This is a genomic window from Billgrantia pellis, from assembly GCF_008297955.1.
GTDB classification, from domain to species: domain Bacteria; phylum Pseudomonadota; class Gammaproteobacteria; order Pseudomonadales; family Halomonadaceae; genus Halomonas; species Halomonas pellis.
On sequence record NZ_VTPY01000003.1, the window covers coordinates 507563 to 524180 of the forward strand.

At 60.3% G+C, this 16618-nt stretch carries 14 protein-coding genes and 1 pseudogene; 8 read left to right on the forward strand and 7 right to left on the reverse strand.

Translation table 11 applies throughout. From position 1 onward, the window contains the following. The first annotated feature begins 158 nt into the window (after positions 1-158). Positions 159-1138: pseudogene (locus F0A17_RS21000) on the forward strand (acyltransferase family protein). Here F0A17_RS21000 and F0A17_RS08185 read toward each other — a convergent pair. From F0A17_RS08185 to F0A17_RS08200, 4 genes are read right to left on the reverse strand one after another with little or no spacing between them, the layout of a single operon-like run. Beyond that, entirely contained in the window at positions 1109-1957 is an 849-nt protein-coding gene (locus tag F0A17_RS08185) for a glycosyltransferase (RefSeq protein ID WP_187774652.1), read from the reverse strand. The pseudogene F0A17_RS21000 and the gene F0A17_RS08185 sit on opposite strands and share 30 nt — an antisense overlap. An 8-nt stretch (positions 1958-1965) precedes the next feature. Next, positions 1966-2904 (reverse strand): NAD-dependent epimerase/dehydratase family protein, encoded by a 939-nt coding sequence (locus F0A17_RS08190; protein ID WP_187774653.1) that lies wholly within the window; start codon positions 2902-2904, stop codon positions 1966-1968. After that, positions 2901-3620 (reverse strand): sugar phosphate nucleotidyltransferase, encoded by a 720-nt coding sequence (locus F0A17_RS08195; RefSeq protein ID WP_149327856.1) that lies wholly within the window; start codon positions 3618-3620, stop codon positions 2901-2903. The genes F0A17_RS08190 and F0A17_RS08195 overlap by 4 nt, the downstream gene beginning before the upstream one ends. A gap of 37 nt (positions 3621-3657) precedes the next feature. Then, positions 3658-4698, reverse strand: a complete 1041-nt coding sequence (locus F0A17_RS08200) for a GDP-mannose 4,6-dehydratase (protein ID WP_323849410.1) — start codon at positions 4696-4698, stop codon at positions 3658-3660. 64 nt (positions 4699-4762) lie between these two features. Between F0A17_RS08200 and F0A17_RS08205 the strand changes: the two genes are divergently transcribed. Genes F0A17_RS08205 through F0A17_RS08215 form a run of 3 tightly spaced genes read left to right on the forward strand, consistent with a single transcriptional unit; the run spans position 4763 to position 8065 of the window. Continuing rightward, positions 4763-5557 carry an ABC transporter permease gene (locus F0A17_RS08205; RefSeq protein ID WP_187774654.1) on the forward strand — a complete coding sequence of 265 codons (795 nt, stop codon included), beginning with the start codon at positions 4763-4765 and terminating at the stop codon, positions 5555-5557. Between the two features lies 1 nt (position 5558). Continuing rightward, on the forward strand, positions 5559-6290 hold the full coding sequence (locus F0A17_RS08210) for an ABC transporter ATP-binding protein (protein ID WP_149327858.1): 732 nt from the start codon (positions 5559-5561) through the stop codon (positions 6288-6290). Next, complete coding sequence (locus tag F0A17_RS08215; protein ID WP_149327859.1) at positions 6287-8065, forward strand: glycosyltransferase family 2 protein; 1779 nt, start codon at positions 6287-6289, stop codon at positions 8063-8065. Before F0A17_RS08210 ends, F0A17_RS08215 begins: the two co-directional genes overlap by 4 nt. On the opposite strand, the gene F0A17_RS08220 is transcribed toward F0A17_RS08215, so the two are convergent. Together F0A17_RS08220 and F0A17_RS08225 are read right to left on the reverse strand one after the other, a co-directional pair. Continuing rightward, positions 8062-8784, reverse strand: a complete 723-nt coding sequence (locus tag F0A17_RS08220; protein WP_149327860.1) for a glycosyltransferase family protein — start codon at positions 8782-8784, stop codon at positions 8062-8064. The two genes, F0A17_RS08215 and F0A17_RS08220, sit on opposite strands and share 4 nt — an antisense overlap. Next, positions 8781-10502 carry a glycosyltransferase family 4 protein gene (locus tag F0A17_RS08225; RefSeq protein WP_187774655.1) on the reverse strand — a complete coding sequence of 574 codons (1722 nt, stop codon included), beginning with the start codon at positions 10500-10502 and terminating at the stop codon, positions 8781-8783. Before F0A17_RS08225 ends, F0A17_RS08220 begins: the two co-directional genes overlap by 4 nt. Positions 10503-10688: 186 nt before the next feature. On the opposite strand from F0A17_RS08225, the gene F0A17_RS08230 reads away from it, so the two are divergent. From F0A17_RS08230 to wecB, 4 genes are read left to right on the forward strand one after another with little or no spacing between them, the layout of a single operon-like run. Beyond that, complete coding sequence (locus tag F0A17_RS08230) at positions 10689-11960, forward strand: glycosyltransferase family 4 protein (protein ID WP_149327862.1); 1272 nt, start codon at positions 10689-10691, stop codon at positions 11958-11960. Beyond that, positions 11957-12820: a dTDP-4-dehydrorhamnose reductase family protein gene (locus F0A17_RS08235; protein ID WP_149327863.1), complete on the forward strand. Its 864-nt coding sequence runs from the start codon at positions 11957-11959 to the stop codon at positions 12818-12820. The genes F0A17_RS08230 and F0A17_RS08235 overlap by 4 nt, the downstream gene beginning before the upstream one ends. 36 nt (positions 12821-12856) lie before the next feature. Next, on the forward strand, positions 12857-13879 hold the full coding sequence (locus F0A17_RS08240) for a polysaccharide biosynthesis protein (protein WP_323849411.1): 1023 nt from the start codon (positions 12857-12859) through the stop codon (positions 13877-13879). Beyond that, positions 13872-14975 carry a non-hydrolyzing UDP-N-acetylglucosamine 2-epimerase gene (wecB, locus tag F0A17_RS08245; protein ID WP_149327864.1) on the forward strand — a complete coding sequence of 368 codons (1104 nt, stop codon included), beginning with the start codon at positions 13872-13874 and terminating at the stop codon, positions 14973-14975. Before F0A17_RS08240 ends, wecB begins: the two co-directional genes overlap by 8 nt. 124 nt (positions 14976-15099) lie before the next feature. Here wecB and F0A17_RS08250 read toward each other — a convergent pair whose 3' ends face one another. After that, the gene (locus tag F0A17_RS08250) at positions 15100-16599 is read right to left on the reverse strand and encodes a CoA-acylating methylmalonate-semialdehyde dehydrogenase (RefSeq protein ID WP_149327865.1); all 1500 of its coding nucleotides are present in this window, start codon (positions 16597-16599) and stop codon (positions 15100-15102) included. Positions 16600-16618: the final 19 nt, after the last annotated feature.

A 16618-nucleotide genomic window follows, 5' to 3' on the forward strand; every position in this document is an offset into this window, starting at 1 on the left:
ACCACACGAGTTCTCGTCTTCGTCAATGCCTCCTTGGCTTCACACAGTTCGGATTCACACTGCTCGCGAATATCCTTGAGCATGTCCGAAATCCGTTTCCTGTTGCGCTAGGCTTCCTTGAACCAGCCCAGCCTTCGACCTTGGAAACCGGTGAGGTCATGCTAGCGAGCCACTTCGGTGACTTTAGCCATGTCCCTGGTGCCTATCCGGATCTGCGCCATGCCCGGCAGTGGCCCGCCTTCTATTTTGGTCGCTTCACCCGAATCTGGCCGCTGCACGCCGTAATACTGACAATTGTGATAGCGCTGCATCCCTGGTACATGGCTGAGCCAACGGTGGTGCTGGCTAATTTCCTGCTGGTGCAATCTTGGAGCCCGAACCTGAACGTGGCGTTTTCACTGAACGGAGTGGCATGGAGCATTTCAAATGAGGTGTTTTTCTACTTGCTGTTCCCACTGGTGCTGGCATCCCGGCATCGATTCCTGTGGTGGTACATCGCCACGATATCGATCGTGCTCGTGGTGATTCTGGTCGGCAACCATTTTCAGCCTGTCTTCACCGAAGACATGGGCTCGAGTTGGTCGAACTTCGCCCACGTTGGGCCGCCGGTGCGTTTCTGGTATTTCTCACAGGCGTGGGTCTGGGGCTGATCCACCAGCGTCGCTCGCCATCACGCCTTAAGCCGGCGATCGCCTCGTTGCTGGAAGTGGTCATCCTGACTCTGGTTGGTCTATCCTTGGGTGCGTTCTGGATCGATTGGGGCTTTTACCGGTTGGGTTCGGTCGGTGGCACGTGGACCGAGTTCAGCAGTTCCTTTCCGATCATGGCTCTGGCGGTTTACGTCTTTGCACTCGGACGCGGCGCTGTGTCCCGACTGCTATCGGCACGGCCGCTGGTCTGGCTAGGGGAAATTAGTTTCTCAATCTATATGTTGCACCAGCCGCTGCAGAATCTGTGGATGCTCAAAGGATGGGCGGACGATAGCTGGCGGCCGGTCAGTCTGCTGGTTTATCTTGTCACCTTGCTGTTGGTATCCAGCGCCAGTTGGGCGTTGATCGAGGTGCGGCTTCGTCGAGGCCTGCTGGCACTGGCGAAACGCCGTACCCGGTCAGCGGTGAAACCGACCGTCGTACCCTAGCGCCGTGGCACGGGCCAAATAATCACCAGCCAGCGATGGATCGCTGTCACGCACAACCCAAGACGCCAGTCCGTGAGCACTGGCTAGGCCGTCGCGCGCCAGCCCGGCTAGCTCTTCGGGCAGGTCCTCCCTAGCAAAAAAATCCCGGGCTAGCGTCACCAGTTCTGCGGCGCGTCGGGGCGTGCGCTCGGCCACGGAGATCGAGCCGTCATGTTCGCGCCAGTTGGCAAGGACCCGGGGCACTCGCACGAAGGGGCCGAGCAGCGACAGTCGCAGCCACATGTCGAGATCGGCGCAGTAACGAAAGCGGGGCCTGCGCGGCGGCGATAGGCGGTCACCGGCGCTCTTGCGAATCAGGCAACCCGGCCCCGGCTGGGCCTGGAAATCGGCGATCATCACTGCACGTGCATGGTGGCGCGTGCGCACCACCCGCCGCACGCCACCGCGACCGTCCAGTATCGCCCAATCCGGGTAGGCCACCACCGCCTCCGGGCGACACTCCAGGGCGTTCACCATGGCGCCCAGCCAGAGCGGATGCATCGGGTCGTCAGACGAAACGATCGCCACATAACGGCCCCGCGCCTCCGACCAGCCACGGTTAGTGGCCGCGACTTCGCCTTGGTTGTCCTGACAAAGCACGCGCAGCCGCGGATCACGGTAGCGCGCCAACACCGCGGCGGTGTCATCACTAGAACCATCGTCGACGATCAGATACTCGAAATCGGCGAAACGCTGCCCGAGCAGGCTGTCCACGGTTTCCGGCAGCAGATCGGCGCGGTTGTAGGTGGGAGTGATTATAGTGATCAGGGGTTCATTCATGATGGATTTCATGGTGAAGGGTTTCGCGGTTCAACACCGGCGGCACGCAGCATATCGCCAAGCACCACGGGTAGGTCCGGAGGATTCAAGGTAATGCCAGCCGCCGCCAGCCGGGACGGGTCGCCCACCGCCCGGTCGACGCCGGCATCGCTGCCCACCGGCTGGAAACGTACCGGAAACGGCGCCAACGCCGTCAGAGCTTCGGTAAGCGCCCGCATGGTAGTTCCCACGCCAGTACATAGGTTATAGATCCGACCAGGCGTTACATCCGGCGCCGCCAGTGCCACCAGCGCCCCTGCCAGTTCCTGAGCGGCCACCAGGTCGCGGATGCCGTGCAACGGGCCTGTGTCGATCACGCCACCGGCCCGATCCAGTGCTGCCGTGTTCGCCAACTCCGCCACCTGGCTCACGAACCGACCTGCGGCACCGCTGGTCGGCATGCCCACGCCGATCGGATTGAACGCACGCGCCACCACCACCGGTACCCGGTATTGGCTGAGCGCGTACTGGGTCTGCGCCAGCTTACTGGCACCGTAGGCGGACACCGGCCGGGTCGGGTGCGCTTCGTGCAGGTCGCGCAGCGGATCCTCCGGTGGACCGTATTCGGCAGCCGAGCCCAGCAGGATCACGCGGGGCGGCGCGACGAGGGCGGCGCAAGCATCCAGCAGCCGCAGCGCATAGGTCAGGTTGATCCGATACAACGCCTCGTTGGAGGGCGCCGATACGGTGCCGGCCAGGTGGTATACGCAACCAGGCCGGTGCTGACGCAATATACCCACCAACCAGTCGGTGGCCGGCAGATCACCCATTGCCAGATAAGTGTCCACGCGCCGGCGGCCAGCGCCCTCCGGTCGGCCCATCGCCAAGGTGACGTGGCCGGCTGCACGCAAAGCTCGGCAAAGATGGCCGCCAAGAAAACCGCCGGCACCGGTAACCAGTACCGTCACGCCTGTACCCCGAGAAATAGTTCCCGTTGCGTCTCGAACAGGATTTGGGCCTGAGCGTAATCCGCCGGGCGCCCTATATCCAGCCACAGGCAGTCCTGGCGCACGCAATCCACCGCCACGCCATCGCCCAGCAGAGTTCGCATCAGGTCCGGCATGTCCAGGAAGGTATCGGGCACCAGATGCGGTAGCACCGCGTCACGTTGAAACAGATACAGACCCATGCTAATTAGATGCGACCAGCGCGGCTTTTCCCGGTAACCTGTTAGGTGCATTTCCGCATTTGTTTCCACTAGCCCAAATTCGATTTCGATACAGCGCTCATACACCGCCATAGACGCGGCGTTTCCATTCTCACGGTGCCGGTCGATAAGCGCACCGATATCAAAATTGGTGAGCAGGTCGCCGTTAACGACGATAAAATTCTCTCCCAGTCGATCCCGCAGTAAGCCCAGTGGCCCGGCGGTGCCCAATGGCTTATCTTCACAGCAATACTCGATACGCAGGCCAAAATCACGTCCATCGCCACAAAAAGCGCGGATCAGATGGTGTAGATGATTGACTGCTAGAATCACATCGGTGACACCGGCTGTAGCCAACTGCCGTAGCAGAATCTCCAGCACCGGCATATCGCCAAGCGGTACCAGCGGTTTGGGAAAACTGGCGGTATAAGGGAGCAAACGAGTGCCGCGCCCTCCCGCGAGTACCACAGCCATCATTGGACGTCCCCCCGAGCAGACCTGTAGATAGAAGTTGTTAGACGTTATAGCAACCGCTTCTGTAAGCGGTGATATTCTCTCTCAGATCGTCGATAGTACGCCGCAGCCCCTCGTCCAGGTCAATCGCCGGCCGCCAGCCCAGGGCGTCGGCGGCGCGGCGGTTGTCGGACACAAGCCGGTTCACTTCACTGGCCACCGGACGGATGCGATCGCTGTCCTGCACGATGGACAGATCGCTGCCCATCAGGAAAAGGATACGCCGGGCGACATCGCCGATCGACCAAGTGTCGCCGGTGCCCAGGTTGAACACTTCGCCCGCCACTCCGGTCGCCAGTCCGGCGTGTAAAAAACCGGCCACGGTATCGCTGACATAGGTAAGATCACGCTGTGGGTCGAGCGCGCCCAGACACACCCGATCCGAAGTCAGAGCCTGGGCGATCACCGTGGGAATGAAAGCGCGGGCGGACTGGCGCGGCCCGAAGGTATTGAAAGGGCGCACCGTCACCACCGGCAATGCGAAGGCACGGTGGTAACTTTCGGCGAGCTTGTCGGCGCCGATCTTGGAAGCCGAATACGGGGACTGCCCCTGCAACGGGTGGGTTTCCGGAATCGGCACCTCCAGGGCACTGCCGTACACCTCTGAGGTGGAAGTGTGTACCACTCGTTCAACGTCGAAGCGGCGTGCGGCTTCCAGCACATTGAGCGTGCCTTCCACATTGGTGCGCACATAGCTGCGTGGCGCTACGTATGAGTATGGAATGCCAATAAGGGCAGCCAAGTGGAAAATTACCGCCTGTCCGCTTACGATCGACGCCACGAAATCGCTGTCCTGGATGTCGCCGGCTACCACACGCACCCCTTCGCGGATATCGGAGGGCAAGCGTTCCAATAGGCCCCAGGAACCGGCGGAATTATAATGTATCAGTGCGGTCACCGATGCGCCCAGCGCCACGCAGGCTTCCACAAGATGGCTGCCGATAAAGCCGCCGGCACCGGTAACCAAAACGTTTTTATTGCGATAATCGGAAAGCTGTAACGACATTGGCCCACGCCCCCCATGGCCCTTGAAAGCGCTCATGGTAGGGTCTGGCGCCGGTAAATGCGACAGTACCGTACTTTGGGCACTTGAGTGGATAACAACAATGAGCGATCCGCTGCGACGCGGCCTGCATGACCTGACGCGCACTTTGCAGCGCCTGCCGGTGATCCTTTACTTCAGTTGGACCGACACCAAAGCACGCTACATTCGCAGCGTGTTGGGCCCGTTCTGGCTGGTTCTGGGTACCCTGATCGGCGTGATCGGCCTGGGCGTGCTGTGGACCGCGCTACTGGACATGAACGCGCGAGAATACTTCCCGTCACTGGCTATCGGACTGGTACTGTGGCAATGGGTGTCCGGCTGCGTGAGCCAGGCGCCGTCGACCCTAGTGCAGCAAGGCCCGGTAATCCGAAATATCGACTTGCCGGCCACCTTTTTCTGCTTCGGCCCGGTGATCGGCCAGACTGTCACTTTCGTCCACAATCTGATCATCGTGTTGCTAGTGCTGATCGTGTTTCCACCGAACACCGGTTGGGCCAACCTGGTGCTGTCGCTGCTGGGTCTGATGCTCACCTTCGTGAATCTGCTCTGGGTCAGCACCGCCCTTGCCTTCGCCGGCGCCCGCTTTCGTGACCTGGATCCGGCTGTGACCGCGGTGATGCCTCTGTTATTTTTCCTCAGCCCGGTGCTGTTCCGGGTACACCAGCTACCGATCAACGCCGCCTTTGTCTGGCTGAACCCGTTCAGTTACCCCATCACCGCCATCCGCGAACCGCTGCTGGGTACTCCCCCGGATCCGCTGATCTACCTGGTATTGGCGGTGAGCGCGCTGCTCGGCTGGCTATCGATGGTGTGGTTGGTCGGCTCTCATGGCAAACGCTTGCCGTTCTGGATTTGACATGGCTCTGATTGAATTCCGAGATGTGACGGTTCAATACCCGATCTACAACGCCCGCGCCCAATCCCTGCGGCGACAGTTGCTCAGTCTGGGCACTGGCGGGCGTTTCAACGACGACGACGGCGTGATCAAGGTCACCGCACTGGATCGGGTTTCGTTTCGCATCGAGGATGGTGACCGGATCGGATTGCTGGGTCATAACGGCGCCGGCAAATCCACCCTGCTGCGTACCATGGCTGGCATCTACGCGCCGGTGGCCGGCCATATCACCCGGCAAGGGCGGGTCTCCACTATCTTCGAGATCGGCGCCGGCCTGGATCCGGAGCTATCCGGCTATGAGAACATTCGTCGCATGGGCCTGCTCATGGGGCTGAGCCGCGCCGACATGGAAGCGGCAATTCCGGAGATCGCCGAGTTCACTCAGTTGGGTGACTTTCTCTCGCTGCCGGTGCGCACCTATTCCAGCGGCATGACCACCCGCTTGATGTTCGCCGTGGCCACCGCAATCCCTCCGGAGATCATGCTAGTGGATGAAATGCTCGGTGCCGGCGACGCCGCCTTCAAAAAACGGGTGGAGCAGCGCGTGGAATCGATGATTTCCGCCTCGGCAATTTTCGTACTGGCCTCCCACGACCCGAGCCTGGTGCGACAGCTATGCAACCGTCTGTTCCGGCTGGAGCACGGCACCCTCACCGAAGTCTCACCGGGTAACGAGGACACCGACCGGTCATGAACGTCTTTCAACCCGCCATTTCCATTATCATCCCGGTTTACAACGGCGCCAACTATCTGGCCGAGGCCATCGACAGCGCCCTGGCACAAACCTGGCCGGCCCACGAAATCATCGTGATTGACGACGGCTCCAACGACGACGGCGCCACCCGCCGCGTAGCCGAGCGCTACGGCAACCGGATCCGCTTCCTGCATCGCGACAACGGCGGCTGCGGCGCAGCGTTGAACACCGGCATCGAGGCGATGACTGGCGATTATTTCTCCTGGCTCAGTCACGACGATCTGTACATGCCGGACAAATTGGAGTGCCAGGTGCGAGCGCTGGCCGAACTGGAGAACAAGGAAACCCTGCTCTACGGCAACTACGAAGTGATGGATGCCGGCGGCAAAACACTGCATGTGATGAAGATGCAGGATCTGGGCAGCGAAGCGCAGTTGAACACGCCGTTGTTTCCGCTCACCTACGGCATCATCCATGGCTGCACGTTGCTGGTGGCCCGCTCCCTGTTCGAGCGGCACGGGCTATTCGACGAATGCCTCAAGACCACCCAGGACTACGATCTGTGGTTTCGCATGCTGCGCCACACCCCAGTGCACTTCATCGAACACCCGTTGGTGCGCTCGCGGGTACACGACGAACAGGGGTCGCGCACACTAGCGCAAATGCAGACCGAAGGCGACCGGCTCTGGGAACGGTTCGTGGAAGAAGTGACGCCGGAGGAAGGTGCGCGCATGTACGGCTCCCACTTTCGTTATCTACGGCACCTGGAGTCTTTTCTGGTCGCCACGCCCTACGCCAAGGTGGCTCCCCTGGCCGGCCGGCGTGCTCGCGAGGCGCTGGCTGCCACACTGGTATCGGTGGTGATTCCGTTTCGGGATCGGGTGGAATGGACCCGTCAGGCCGTGGTCAGCGCCCTGGCACAAAGCCACGACCATCTGGAAGTACTGCTGATCGACGATGGCTCGACGGAGGACACCTCGGTGCTACACGATCTGGCCGCGCGGGACGGGCGCCTGCACTATGTGCGACAGGAGCCGGCCGGCGCCGCCGCCGCGCGCAACCGGGGCGTGGCCCTGGCGCGCGGGGCCTATGTGGCGTTTCTGGATTCCGACGATCTCTGGCAGCCGGAAAAGATCGCCCGGCAGTTACAACAATTGCTGGACGAAAATCGCGACTTCGGTCACACCGATTACCAGCGCATCGACGAAGATGGCGCCGATCAAGAGATCATTACCACCCATCACCTGACCGGTTGTATCTATCCAGCGCTGATCGGCAGCTGCCAGATCGCTACCCCTACGGTGATGGCGCGCACCGATCTGCTCCGCCAGCATCCGTTTCCGCCGGGCGTCCGTATCGGCGAAGACGTGATCACCTGGATTGATCTGGCGGAGCAACATGACGTGGCGGCGCTGCCCGAGCCACTGACCAAAGTGCGGCTCAGCCAGCACACTACCGTTCACTCGTTGGATAAAACCGAACTCGGCCTGGCCAGCATTCTGACCGCGGTGCTGGATCATCCGCACCATCGCCGGCATCACGTGCCGATACTGCAACTGATCGAAGCGGTACGCCGTTATGAACTGGCGCGACATCCGGCGGTGCCGTTCGACGACCCCGCGCCGGGCAGCGCACTTCCCACCCGAGCGCGGTGGAGCTACCGACTGATCCTGGCCCGGGACCTGCTGCGCCTGGGCCTGCACAGTCTCAAACGGGAAGGCCCGGTGGTGACCTGGCAGCGCGTTCAACGCTGGCGGCACAGCCGGCGCGGCTAGCCAGCTCGGCCCGGGGGGCGCTCCAGCCAGGTCGGCCCCAACCGCCCGGGCGCTGGCGGCTCACCATGGCTGGTCACCGGATGGTAGTGAACGGTGCCAGGCACCGGCACCTGCTCGATGCTGGCACCGAGTAGGTTGGCGCACCACCACCAGTCCACCGCATTCCATCCACGGGCGATATCCACATGCGGAAACGGGACCGCTTTCAACACCCGCCGATCAGCCAAAAAAGTGGTCGGATAAGGATTGCCGTCCAGCACGGCACTGGGCTCGAAATCATCAGGCTCAGGGATAAACCGGGTGGTGTAGCATGGCTGTAAGTAGTAACGATCCGCGAAGCCCAGTGACACTGCCGGACGCAGCACCTGCTCCCGGTCATCGCCCCTGGCCAGATTCAAAGCCTTTTCCAGAAAAGTGCCGGACCACAGCTCACCGCCATCTAGAAAAGCCAGATAACGGCCATTCACCGCTTCACGGGCGGCGTTACGGGCCGCGCCGAGGCAATTTGCCTGAATTTCCAGGCACCGGTGGGCCACGCCCTGCGCCAGCCATTCACGGGTTGCCTCGTCGGCGTCGTGCAGGGCCACGGTGATGTCCACCGAGGCACCAGTCTCCCGGGCGCGTATCACCGCGCGTTCCACGGACAGGAACGTACCGTGCAGAGCGTGACCCTGACGGCCGGCGAAGATGACGACGGAAAGATCCGGAGCGTTATTCATTGGTCGGCCACCTGTAAATAACCCGGGATCGACTCCAGGGTATCCATGAAAGACGCCAGCGAGTGGCGTTCCATCAGCCGCTGCTGGGCACGCGCCACGCGCCTAGCCGCTTCCTCCGGGTGCGCCTCGATCTCGTCCAAGGCTCGCAGATAGTCCTCCACCGCGCCGCCATGGGACACCAGCCAACCGGTATCCTGATCAATCATCTCACCGATCCCACCTACGTCCGGGGCGATGACCGGCAACCCCAGCTTCACTGCCTCAAGCAACGCGATCGGCATGCCTTCGCAATCCGAGGTGAACAGGTAAGCGTCGAACGTCTCCAGCGGCAAATCATCAAGGGTGTCGAACCGGCCATGGTAATCAATGTTGGGCTCGTCCAGCAGCGTCAGGTCCGCCGCCGGTGACAACCCTTCCAAGATCGCACCGTACATCGAGATTTGTCGTGCCGGTCGCAGGCGCGCTATGGCGTTCAGCACATCCAGTCGTTTTTCCGGTGCCACCCGACTCATCCACAATGCATGGCCGGAAAGAACCGGCGGGCGATAGGTACGCACTTCGCGCCGCGGGTCGCCGCCATTAAGGCCCAGCATTGGTGTCGGCACATAGAAAAATTTGTCCGCCTGGCGGCGGCTCAGCCCGTATTCATCTATCGCCTTGCGGGCTACCGTCCAGTTGTCGCAGAGCACCCCGGCCAGTGCTTCGATCACGAACGGCAGGTGACTGTGATAGTAACCGAGGGGCTCGCGGTGCAACCGAACATCGCTGTAGAGATTGACGAACAGGCGGCTGTCGAGGGCATGGTGGGCACCGTGTTTCAATAGGGATTCCCAACCCACCAGGGAATTGATGTTGTGCACACAGGCCGGCCGCAGATTGGTAATGACACGGTCGTAGATTCGCAAGCGTGTGGGCAGATCCGCCTCCGGCCAGAGATCATTGATGGCCACCGTGAGCACGCCGAGGCGATCGGCACCGCCCGGTGAATACTTGTGGAACTCATCGGGCAGGAACAGGCACAGCCGCTCGTGTGGATAGCGGGCACGCAGATAGGAAAGATAACAAGCGGCGACGCGCTCGGAGCCGCCGTCGGTGCCCAGCCAGGGCAGCAATACCAGATGATCGACGCGATCCGGAAACCTGTCCATCAGCGCGGTGACGACCTGCGCTTCCCGAGAGGCCGGACGTGGCGGCGCGATACCCAGCTCCCTCCATTCCCGAACTCGGGGCGTAGGGATCAGCGTCGGCACGGCCCGATGCAGGGCTTCACCGTCCTCCTCGATTACTGGCCACAGCGCCGCCAGTTGTTGCCCTCTGAGTGGCGGCGCGGAGGAGGCGGCAACCAGCTGCGGCGGGCCCACCGGGCCGGGCTCAGGCTCGGTTCTCGGTTGGGGTTCCGGTTCGACTGTGATGACATCGACTGCGGCCCACGCCCGGTTGAGAGAGGGATCGTGCAAAGGCAGGTCGCGTTCCGCTTCCGGATTGAGCACATGGTTAAGCACCGGCGGCTGCAATCTTAACCGTGGAAAATCGCGAAACAGCGTGATCTGGGAAAACGCCGGGTGCGGGTCATGCAGACGCCAGGCGCCACGAAACAGAAAATGCAAGCGGGGAAACCGCCGCTGCACGATACCGGCATGGGGTTGTCCGGCATAGAAATCCGCGCGTAGAATTCCGCGCTGCAGAAACAGCCCGGCGGCCAAGAATGGCCACAGCATGGCAATACGAAGCCCCTCTGATACAATGGTAAGCAACTGCGCGAGTCGCCTGAGAAACACAATAACGATTTTTTTTATACGCATATAAAGGCAGCACCTTGCGTTATCGACGCGGGCGATTGTATAAGAACAAAGCTAAAAAGAAACGCGGCCTGACCGCTCTGCCCGTATTCCGGATCCTCGTTGATGTCCTTGAACACCAAGCACACCGATGCTTTCCCACCCTTAAAACACCTGCTGGTTGTGACACCACACTTCGATCCGGAATCGTTTCGCATCAACGAGGTGGTGGCCAGTCTGGCCCGCGACGGTTTGACGATCACGGTGCTCACCGGCCAGCCCAATTATCCGGAAGGCCGGGTGTATAGCGGCTACCGGATCTGGCGGGCGGGCTGGGACACGCCGTTGCGCGGCGCCGACATCGCTCGCGTGCCGGTGATCACTCGCGGTAGCGGCGGTATTTTACGCCGATTGTTCAGCTACCTGTCGTTCATCGTCAGCGCCGTGTTGATCGGCACGCTGTTGCTGCGCCGCCGTGACTTCGACGCGATTCTGTACTATGGCGTGTCGCCGATTTTTCTCGCCGTGGTAGGCCTGTGGTTTCGCTGGCTCAAAAAAGCACCAATGGCGCTGTGGGTACAGGACTTATGGCCCGGCAGCCTGGACGCTGCCGGCTTCCGTATCGGCAGTGGCCTACGCCGTTTGCTCTCCGGCCTGACTGGCTGGCTGTATTGCCATTGTGATCGGATCTTGGTGGCCTCTGAGGGCTTTCCCGAGGAGATCCGCCAATTCGCCGGCCGCAATCTATCCTGCGTGTTCCACCCGAACCCAGCGGAAGCCGCGGTGTTCGAAACCCCATCCACGGCGAGCACGGAATCGTCACCCTTCGAGGTGCTGTTCGCCGGCAACCTGGGGCGCGCCTTGGGTCTGCCCACGCTGCTCGACGCGGCCCAGCGGTTGGCCAATCAGCCGGACATCCGCTTCCGCGTGGTCGGCGGTGGCAGCCGCAGTGCCTGGCTGGCCGAGGAAGTACGGCGGCTGGGGCTGAATAATGTAATCCTCCAAGGCCGGGTGCCACCGTCGGCGATGCCGTTGCTGTACGCCAACGCCTCCGCTTTGCTGATCTCCCTGTCCCGCTCGCCAACCATGAGCCGATCACTGCCCAGCAAGACCGGCACCTGCCTAGCCACCGGCAAGCCCTTGCTGGTAAGCGCCGATGGCGAGACCGCCCGGGTGGTCGCTGACGCCGGCGCCGGGCTATGCGCGCCGGCAGGCGACGGTGCCGCGCTGGCCGAGGCAATGCGCCGCCTGCATGCCTTGCCCGCCGACACTCGCGCCGCCATGGGCCGGGCCGGGCGCGCCTACTGCGAGCGTCACTTCGCGCCCGATCTGCTGGCCGACCGCCTCCACGAGCATTTACGATCCATGCTAACCCCCCCGGAGAGGGCTAGGACATGAGCGAGCAGCATATCGTGATCATCGGCGCCAACGGTATGCTCGGTCACACCCTGCTGCGCGACTTGGGCAGGCGGCCGGGCCTACGGGTCACCGGCACACTGCGCAGCGAGCGACCACCGGCCGGCTTTCCCGAAGTGCCGGGCACGTGCCTGCTGACACGAGTGGACATTACCAACGAAAAGCGGCTAGAGGCACTCTTCGAGACGCACCGCCCCTCGGTAGTGATCAATGCCGCCGGCCTGGTCAAGCAACGGCCCGACAGCTGCGACCGGGAACTTGCGATGCAGGTAAATGGACAGGCGCCGCACACGCTGGCGCGGTTGTGCGAGGCGCACGGCAGCCGGTTGATCCACATCAGCACCGACTGCGTTTTCCGTGGTGATAAGGGCGGTTACCGGGAAAGCGACGTGCCGGACGCCGATGACGTTTATGGCCGCTCCAAACTGATGGGCGAAGTCACTAAAGGCAACGCGCTGACCCTGCGCACCTCAATCATCGGCCCAGAGCTGAACCACCATTTTGGTCTGCTCGATTGGTTTCTGAGCCAGCGCGGTGCAGTGCCCGGTTATCGCCAAGCGATCTTTTCCGGCCTGACCACAGTGGAACTGGCCCGGGTGCTGCGCAAGTATGTACTGCCGAGGCCGGCGTTACGTGGCTTGTACCACGTATCGACCACACCGATATCCAAATATGAACTACTGTTGATGATTCACCGAATTTACAATAGCAAAGCAAACCCTATTATAGATGATAGCGTAATGATAGACAGATCGCTTGATTCCATGCGTTTTCAAAAACTCACCGGCTACAGTCCACCAACATGGCCAATGCTGATACAAGCCATGAAAAATTTTGGCTAATAGATGCCTTTCTACAGACAAATCGGATACTAAAAAATGGCTATGAACCTGTTTTCAGGAAAAACCTTGCTTGTCACTGGCGGCACTGGCTCCTTTGGTCAAGCATTCTTGAAACGGGTGATCCACAGCTCAATACGGGAAGTGCGAGTTTTCAGCCGAGACGAGGAAAAACAGGATAGATTACGGCGCAGCCTGGGGGACCGGAGGATCCGTTTTTTTATCGGCGACGTACGCGATTCCATAGCGGTGACAGACGTAATGCGCGGTGTGGATTATGTTTTTCATGCTGCGGCCCTCAAGCAAGTTCCTTCTTGCGAATTTCACCCCATGGAGGCAGTTAAAACAAACATTCTCGGTACCGAAAACGTGCTGCGCGCAGCCATTCATCATGGCGTACTCTCCTGTGTAGTACTGAGCACCGATAAAGCCGTCTACCCGATCAACAGCATGGGAATATCCAAAGCCATGATGGAAAAGCTCATGATTGCGAAGTCCAGCCAACACTCGGATAGTGGAACAGTCTTATGTGCTACACGATACGGTAATGTGATGGGCTCACGTGGCTCCATTATTCCTTTTTTTACCGAGCAAATCCGAAACGGTCTACCTCTAACCCTCACAGAACCCGGCATGACCCGATTTATGCTCTCCTTGGAAGACTCAGTGGATTTGGTTCTTACTGCTTTTACTCTTGGACGACCCGGAGACATATTTGTGCGCAAAGCCCCCGCATGCAGGGTCGACGATCTAGCAATGGCACTCTGTCTGCTTCTGAAAGGCAAGCCCCTCCCCAAGAAAATCATCGGTGCACGCCACGGTGAGAAATTCCACGAAACCTTGGTTTCCAGCGAAGAAATGTTAGTAGCAGAGGACTTAGGTAAGTACTACCGCGTCCCCGCCGATGAGCGTGATCAGCACTATGAACGGCCTCGTCAAAATGGACCCGACTCAGTGCCTGCTGAAGCTTATGCTTCCAACAGCACACAACAACTCAACGTTGAAGAGATCATGCTGATGCTCGGCGAACTAGGCTTAGTAGGAGAAACGGCCCATGCTTAGGGTCATGACAATAGTCGGCACACGCCCAGAAATCATTCGCCTTTCACGTATATTGCCCAAGCTAGACCAAAACTTTAACCACTTTTTACTACACACCGGCCAAAATAGCGATCATGAGCTAAATGACATATTTTTTGAGCAACTAGAATTGCGCATGCCGGATGTACAGCTATCAGCCGCAGGCGATACGCCTGCTGAAACCATTGGCCGGACCCTTATAGCTGTAGACAAGGAACTGGAGAGGATTAAACCTCAAGCCGTGCTAATTCTTGGCGACACCAATAGTGCCTTGGCAGCAATTAGCGCGAAGCGCCGGGGTATCACTGTGTTTCACATGGAGGCAGGCAACCGCTGCTTCGATGAAAACGTTCCGGAAGAAATCAATCGCCGCATTGTCGATCATATCTCCGACTACAACCTCCCTTATAGCCGAATTGCCAGGGAAAACTTATTACGCGAAGGAATACCATCCAACCGAATCATCCGCACCGGGAGTCCACTACGCGAGGTATTAGAATATTACGCCAATGCTATCCAGCGATCAACAGTCCTAGAAACCTTGAAACTTCATCAGGGCAATTACTACTTGGTATCTGCCCACCGCCAGGAAAATGTAGATAACCCAGCACGCCTAGGCAAACTAGTAGAAGTGCTCAAATCATTAGCCGAGCACGATGATATTCCCATAATTTTCTCCACGCACCCCCGCACTCGTAAGCGCTTGGAGAAAACCAAGACATCCCTTCCCCCCTCAGTCCATCTTTACAAGCCTTTTGGCTTCCTTGATTACGTTAAACTTCAGGTCAATTCGCGAACTGTACTTTCTGATAGCGGAACCATTACAGAGGAGTCATCGATACTTGGCTTCTCCGCACTTAACCTGAGAGACACTCACGAACGCCCAGAAGGTATGGAGGAAGCTGCTGTCATGATGGTCGGACTGGAAGTAGAGCGGGTGCTTCAAGGTCTCAAGTTATTGAAAGAAGCCTCTTCAGCACCACCCTCGGTGGATGATTACCAAAGCGCGATAATTTCTGACAAAATAGTTCGCTTAATCTTCAGCCATGCAGGGCAGCCATCAAACTTAGATGCGTAGATAAAACAGCTATGCCTTCGTGATTACCGCCTAACTATCCGCTCTTCAACTAGTCCGCTGGCCGTTTACCCGAATGGTGTGGCCTCCCCCAAGGTGGGAGAGGCCACGTTGACACCAGGCCGGTTCAGCTCAAGGAAATCGTGCTATTGATACCGCTGGAGACGTTTTCGGGTTCGAACCAGCGCGCGGTGACGGTCTTGGTCTGGGTCCAGAACTGGATCGCCTGCTTGCCGTTGGGACCCAGGTCGCCCAGCTTCGAGGCCCGCGAGCCGGTGAAGCTGAAGTAGGCCACCGGCACTGGGATCGGCACGTTGATACCCACCTGGCCGATGTCGATCTCGGTCTCGAAGCGGCGCGCCACCCAACCGGAGTTGGTGAAGATGGAGGTGCCGTTGCCGTTGGGGTTGGCATTGATGAATTCGATCGCATCGCTGAGGGTGTCGACGCTGACCACGCACAGCACCGGGCCGAAGATTTCCTCGCGGTAGATGGTCATTTCCGGCTTGACGTCGGCGAACACGGTGGCGCCGACGAAGTTGCCGTCCGGATAGCCTTCCACCTGATAACCGCGACCATCGACCAACAGCCTGGCACCTTCCTGCTCGCCGATGCCGATCAGGCGCTCCACGCGCTCCTTCGCGGCCGGCGAGACCAGCGGGCCGAGGTCGGCATCGCGTTGCGTGCCCGGACCCACCTTCATGTTGCGCGCCCCTTCGACGATATCGTCGAGCCACGCCTTGGCCTCGCCCACCAGCACCACCACCGAATTGGCCATGCAGCGCTGCCCGGCAGCGCCGAAGGCGGAACCCAGCAGGTTGTTGATCGCCTGGCTGCGGTTGGCGTCGGGCATCACCACGCAGTGGTTCTTGGCACCCATCATCGCCTGCATGCGCTTGCCAGCCGCGGCGGCACGATTGTAGAGCAGCGAGCCCACGTGACTGGAGCCGATGAACGACAGCGCCTTGATGTCGGGATGGTCGGCGATCTGGTTGGCGACATCCGGGCCGCCGTGCACCACGTTGAGCACACCGGCAGGAACGCCCGCCTCGTGCGCCAGCTCGACCAGGCGCATGGTGGAGCTGGGGTCCTGCTCGGAGGGCTTGAGCACGAAGGTATTGCCGGTGGCGATGGCCAGCGGGAACATGAAGCAAGGTAGCATGATCGGGAAGTTGAAGGCGGTGATACCGGCCCCCACCCCCAGCGGTTGATTGAGGGTATAAACGTCCACCTCGTTGGCGGCGTTCTCGGCCAGTTCGCCCAGCTGCAGCGAGGTAATCGAACAGGCGTGTTCCACCACTTCCAGGCCGCGCCCCACTTCACCGGCGGCATCGGGCAGGGTCTTGCCGTGTTCCTCGGTGACCAACGCGGCGAGTTCCTCGGTGTGCTCGCGGATCAACGCCTGCAGTTTGAGCATGATGCGCTGACGCTTGGCCAGCGGCGTCTTGCGCCACTCCTTGAACGCGGCCTTGGCGCTGGCCACGGCGCGGTCGACTTCCTCGGCGGTGCAGAACGGCACCCGTGCCACCACTTCCTGGGTGGCGGGGTTGATGACGTCGCGCCACTCCTGGCTCTGGGAGGGGACGGCTTGGCCGTCGATGAACATGGATATCTCGCGTACGGACATGGCGATGCTCCTCTCGTGT

Coding starts and splice junctions, on each gene's coding strand:
- F0A17_RS08210 (WP_149327858.1), top strand. CDS start 5,559: ATGGCTCTGATTGAATTCCGAGATGTGACGGTTCAATACCCGATCTAC.
- F0A17_RS08205 (WP_187774654.1), top strand. CDS start 4,763: ATGAGCGATCCGCTGCGACGCGGCCTGCATGACCTGACGCGCACTTTG.
- F0A17_RS08215 (WP_149327859.1), top strand. CDS start 6,287: ATGAACGTCTTTCAACCCGCCATTTCCATTATCATCCCGGTTTACAAC.
- F0A17_RS08250 (WP_149327865.1), bottom strand. CDS start 16,599: ATGTCCGTACGCGAGATATCCATGTTCATCGACGGCCAAGCCGTCCCC.
- F0A17_RS08225 (WP_187774655.1), bottom strand. CDS start 10,502: ATGCTGTGGCCATTCTTGGCCGCCGGGCTGTTTCTGCAGCGCGGAATT.
- F0A17_RS08185 (WP_187774652.1), bottom strand. CDS start 1,957: ATGAATGAACCCCTGATCACTATAATCACTCCCACCTACAACCGCGCC.
- F0A17_RS08220 (WP_149327860.1), bottom strand. CDS start 8,784: ATGAATAACGCTCCGGATCTTTCCGTCGTCATCTTCGCCGGCCGTCAG.
- F0A17_RS08235 (WP_149327863.1), top strand. CDS start 11,957: ATGAGCGAGCAGCATATCGTGATCATCGGCGCCAACGGTATGCTCGGT.
- wecB (WP_149327864.1), top strand. CDS start 13,872: ATGCTTAGGGTCATGACAATAGTCGGCACACGCCCAGAAATCATTCGC.
- F0A17_RS08195 (WP_149327856.1), bottom strand. CDS start 3,620: ATGATGGCTGTGGTACTCGCGGGAGGGCGCGGCACTCGTTTGCTCCCT.
- F0A17_RS08230 (WP_149327862.1), top strand. CDS start 10,689: ATGTCCTTGAACACCAAGCACACCGATGCTTTCCCACCCTTAAAACAC.
- F0A17_RS08240 (WP_323849411.1), top strand. CDS start 12,857: ATGGCTATGAACCTGTTTTCAGGAAAAACCTTGCTTGTCACTGGCGGC.
- F0A17_RS08200 (WP_323849410.1), bottom strand. CDS start 4,698: ATGAGCGCTTTCAAGGGCCATGGGGGGCGTGGGCCAATGTCGTTACAG.